The 4,633-nt window shown below is 68.2% G+C and carries 5 protein-coding genes; all 5 read left to right on the top strand.

Features of this window, described 5'->3' with window-relative positions; all coding sequences use genetic code 11:
• Window positions 1–1,511: LCP family protein (locus FNQ90_RS13260; RefSeq protein WP_323379934.1), on the top strand; the 1,511-nt coding region annotated here is incomplete at its 5' end.
• Window positions 1,512–1,804: 293 nt separating this feature from the next.
• Window positions 1,805–2,215 carry a hypothetical protein gene (locus FNQ90_RS13255; protein ID WP_323379933.1) on the top strand — a complete coding sequence of 137 codons (411 nt, stop codon included), beginning with the start codon at window positions 1,805–1,807 and terminating at the stop codon, window positions 2,213–2,215.
• 106 nt (window positions 2,216–2,321) lie between these two features.
• Window positions 2,322–2,711 carry a ParA family protein gene (locus FNQ90_RS27360; protein ID WP_323379932.1) on the top strand — a complete coding sequence of 130 codons (390 nt, stop codon included), beginning with the start codon at window positions 2,322–2,324 and terminating at the stop codon, window positions 2,709–2,711.
• Window positions 2,603–3,382, top strand: a complete 780-nt coding sequence (locus tag FNQ90_RS13250; protein ID WP_228471105.1) for a ParA family protein — start codon at window positions 2,603–2,605, stop codon at window positions 3,380–3,382. Before FNQ90_RS27360 ends, FNQ90_RS13250 begins: the two co-directional genes overlap by 109 nt.
• 168 nt (window positions 3,383–3,550) lie before the next feature.
• Window positions 3,551–4,255, top strand: a complete 705-nt coding sequence (locus FNQ90_RS13245; RefSeq protein ID WP_323379931.1) for a restriction endonuclease — start codon at window positions 3,551–3,553, stop codon at window positions 4,253–4,255.
• Window positions 4,256–4,633 lie beyond the last annotated feature (378 nt).

The raw sequence follows: 4,633 nt of genomic DNA, 5'->3' as shown, positions 1-4,633 counted from the left end.
AGGTGTGTATAAGAGACAGCCGCCGTGCCCTGCCCGCCGGAGCCGACGACGATCATCCCGACGCCCTCTCCACCGACGGCCGCGCCGCCGGCGGACGCGCCGCGACCCGCGCCGGGCGGGTCCCGGCCCCCCGCCGCTCCACCGACGGCCGGGCCGGCGGCGGGCGCCGACGCGGCAAACCCCGCCGGAAGCCGCGCTACCTGCTGTGGTCGGCGGGCACCCTCGCCGTCCTGCTGCTCCTGGGCACCGGTGTCCTCGCCTGGCTGTACCACAAGCTCGACGGCAACGTGCAGTCCGCCGACGTGGACGACAAGATCGGCGGCGACCGCCCCGACGACCTCGCCCCCGACGCCGAGACCATCCTGCTGATCGGCTCCGACAGCCGCGAGGGCACCGGCGGCGCCTACGGCAACGTCGACGGCATGAACTCGGACACCATGATGGTCGTCCACATCGCCGAGAACCGGGAGTGGGCCACCGTCGTCTCGCTGCCCCGCGACTCCTGGGTCGAGGTCCCCGCCTGTGAGCTGGGCAACGGCGAGGTGTCCGAGCCCTACTTCGGCAAGCTCAACTCCGCCTACTCCACCGGCGGCATGAGCGGGGACGTGGAGTACGCCACAGCCTGCGCCATCCGCACCGTCGAGCACAACGCCGGCCTGCGGATGGACCACTTCATCACCATCGACTTCAACGGCTTCAGCGGCATGGTCGACGCCCTCGGCGGCGTGGACATGTGCATCGAGGCGCCCATCGACGACCCCAAGGCGCACCTGAGGCTGGACGCCGGCTGCCAGAGCCTGAACGGCGACGAGGCACTGGGCTACGTCCGCGCCCGCTACAGCCTGGGCGACGGCAGCGACCTGAGCCGCATCAACCGGCAACAGGAGTTCATGCAGGCCCTCGTGGCGAAGGCCCGGAGCAGCCTCACCAATCCGACCGCCCTCTACGACTTCATGGGCGCCGTCACCGGCTCGCTGACCACCGACCCCGAACTCGCCGGGCTCCAGCCGCTGCTCTCCCTGACCACCCAGCTCCAGGACATCCCGCAGGACGCGATCACCTTCATGACCGTCCCCAACTACCCGCGTGAGCTGGACGACCCCACCGACCGGGCCAACGTCGTGTGGCGGTATCCGCACGCCGAGCTGGTCTTCACCGCCATGGCACGCGACGAGCGGCTGACCGAGGAGGAGTTGGAGCGGGCCGTCGCCGAGCGGCCGACCATCTCCCCGGCCGACATCCGGGTGCAGGTGCTCAACGGCTCCGGGGTGCCCGGCCAGGCCGCCGAGGCCGCCGAGGCGCTGAGCGCGGCGGGTTTCCAGGTGCCCTTCACCGGCAACTCCGACCTGGTGGGCGGCACCGTCATCCGGCACCCCGAGGGGTTGGAGGAGCACGCCCGTCTGCTGGCCAAGCGGGTGCCGGGGGCCCGCCTGGAGTCGATGGAGTCCGAGACGCCCGGCGTGCTCACCCTGATCACCGGCCCGGACTTCGCCGGCGTCAACGGCGGTTGACACCGGCGGGAGCCGTGATCTCCCGGCGATCGCCTCCGCGTCACCGCGATCCCCGGGCGAGGGTTTCCGGGAGCGTCATCTCGATCAACCGCACGGCGCCCGGGGGCACAATGGCCCGGTGAGTGACAGCCGAATCGACCTCGCCGACACCCTCGGGACACAGGAGTCCGCCTGCCTCGAGTTCAAACGCGCCCCGAAGCGGGACGGGAGGCGCGGTGACGCGCTCGGCAGCGCTGTGTGCGCCATGGCCAACGACCCGGGGGGGTCACGGAGGCGGTGACATCCTCATCGGAGTGGACGACAACGGGTGTCCGGTGGACGAGGTCGACCTCAGTGATCGCGAGCTCCTTCAACTCACCGAACTCCGGGACGACGGTCGGATTCTGGATCGTCCATCGCTGACCGTCGAGCGAGCCCTCTTCCTCGGCAAGCCGGTCATTCGCATCCGGGTGACCGCGTGTGCCACACCTCCGGTCCGGTGCGAGGGTGTGGTGTGGGTTCGGCCGGACCCCACCACGCGTCGGGCGAGCCGGGAGGACGAGCGTGTCCTCGCCGAGCGCAGGCGCTCGTTGGATACCCCCTTCGACTCCCGACCGCTTCCCTGCGCGGGGCTCGACGACCTGGATCTCGAATTGGTCGGGTCCGGAGCGACAACTTCGATCGCGTCACCGATTATCGAAACCCTTCTCCGGCGGCGGCGATGAAAGGGCTTGGCTATGTGAACCGCTTCGGGTGAGGGATCGGCCGGGTGGAGAGAGCGCTGGAGAGCAATGGAAATCCTCGGGCCGAGTTTCAGATCGATGATTCCTCGTGGGTGGTTGTCATCAGGGGAGCTTCGTGAAATCTATCGCTCTTTTCAATAATAAAGGAGGAGTGGGAAAGGCCACTCTCACCTATCACCTCGCCCATATGATGCAAAGGATCGGGCTGAGTGTACTGGTGGTTGATTTGGATCCGCAGACCAACCTCACGGCTATGTGCCTGGATGAGTCGGAGATCGAGGATTTGTGGGGGGGACCTCCGGGCTCATCGACCAGGGTGCGGCGATGGCGGCTTTGTCGGGTACCGGACGAGTGCGCGGTGGGCAGACCATGGCGGATGCGGTACGCCCCATCCTGGAAGGCACCGGAGACATCGCGGCTGTCGAGCCGACTCGCCTGCGACCGGGGCTCTGGTTGTTGCCGGGCAGTCTTGATCTGAGTCGCTTCGAGGACAAACTCTCCAACGAATGGTCACGTGCCTACGGGGGTGACATCGCCGCAATCCGAACCTCCACGTCTTTTCATCGTGTCATTCAACAGGCCGCCTTGGTTGTCGACGCAGAGGTCGTGCTCATCGACGTCGGACCCAATCTCGGAGTCATCAATCGGGCTGCTTTGATCTCGGCCGACACCGTTCTGATGCCGTTGGCGGCCGACCTTTTCTCATTGAAGGGATTGAGTAATCTGGGGCCGACATTGCGTCGGTGGCGGAGTGATTGGCAGTCGCTCGTTCTCCCTCGTGTTCCCCGGGACATTTCCGCTCCCTCGGCCACGATGCGGCCGCTCGGATATGTCATCATGCAGCCGGAGATGAGACTTGACCGTCCCTTCAAGGCATACGAGCGATGGTTGGAAAGGATTCCTTGGGTATACTCATCGGCTGTTCTCGGTGAATCTTCTCCGGATTCCCATGGGGATCATCACAGGATTGCCACGCTGCGAAACCACAGAAGCCTGATGCCGCTGGCGCATGATGCGCGCAAGCCCATGTTCGACCTGCGGCCCGTCGACGGTGCGCTCGGCAGTACGCAGCAGTACGTGAAGACCTGTTTCAAGGAGTTCGAGGCGCTTTCCGGAAAGGTTCTCGCCAGGCTCGAGCGAATCCTCTGATCACCCGGTTCCGACCCCGGCCCTCCGTCGGGGCCGGCCGAGCGCGGTGGGGCCCCGGATCGGGCCGGCCGGGAACGACCGCCGGGACCGGTGGCCGTGTTTCGTTCCGGGAGCCGGGCGCAGGATCTTTCCGGACGCGTCGTTCCGTGTCCGGGGAGGGGAAGGTCCGTGCCGCGTCGTGCCACTCGCGGGCGTCGTGTGCCGCCCCGCCGCTCCGTCGCCGCCCGCGTCGGGGCGATCGGCCTGTGCCCCGTCCTCCTGTTCTCCCTCCTCACCGGCCGATGGGGCATCTCCCTGATCCTCCTCGCCCTCGTGCTCGTCGTGCTGTCGCTCGGTGTGCTCGTCCACCGCGTGTGGACAACCCATCGGAGGGAGCGGGAGGGGGACGTCGCGTGGCGCCGGGAGGACGCGGTGGCCCGGGGCGGGCGTCGTCTCGCCGACTCGGGCGTGGACGACATGACCGGGACCGCGTTCGAGGAGTTCGTGGCCGACCTCTGTCGGCGGGACGGCTGCACCCGGGTGCGCCGGGTCGGTGGGGCCCGGGACGACGGGGTGGACATCACCGGCCTGCTGCCCGACGGCCGGTCCTTCGTCATCCAGTGCAAGCGGTACTCGCAGAAGCGGGCGATCCCCGGCGCGGCCGTCCGGGAACTGATCGGCGCACTCACACACGCCGGGGCGGATGTCGCCGTCTTCGTCACCACCACCCGATTCACCGCCCACGCGTTGGAGACCGCCCGTGCCAACGGCGTTCCGGTCGTGCACCGGGATCTCCTCGGCCACTGGTGCGCGGGCGCGACCCTTCCCGCCCTCATCGCCCTAGACGGCGCCGGCCAGGGGCCGACCCGCCGCCGTGGCCGGACCGGTGGGTGATCGGCGGCTCCGGGACCGCTCCGGCACGGCCGCGTGATCCGGGATCTTCTTCACCTTCCGAAAAAAGGATCTTCGCTTTCCCGCCGGCATCCTCCACGGGACGGCGGCTGAATTCCTTTCCTTCTTCATTCACCCGTATACGGGAAACGTTCTTCACGATGATGGGAAGGATCTTGCCGCTTCGGGAATGCGTGTCCGGCGTGCGGCGATCGCTCCCCCCGTTCGCCCCGGCCGGGGCCCGAGCCGAGGGGCCTCGGCGGGAGGGGACCGGACCGGGTTCGGGAAACCCCTGGTGAAAGCGGTGTGATCGACTCGGCGGACTCGGCGGACTCGGTGGTGACGGGGCGGTCGCGGGAGTTCGGGGGTCGTCCTTCCGGG

The organism is Streptomyces alkaliphilus (genome assembly GCF_014141535.1).
GTDB classification, from domain to species: domain Bacteria; phylum Actinomycetota; class Actinomycetes; order Streptomycetales; family Streptomycetaceae; genus Streptomyces; species Streptomyces alkaliphilus.
The sequence above is the reverse complement of the archived record's forward strand: the minus strand, read 5'-3'. Positions and strand labels throughout refer to the sequence as shown.

Excerpts from the sequence above, each read along its gene's own strand:
- FNQ90_RS13250 (WP_228471105.1), top strand. The coding sequence starts at position 2,603 with ATGGCGGATGCGGTACGCCCCATCCTGGAAGGCACCGGAGACATCGCG.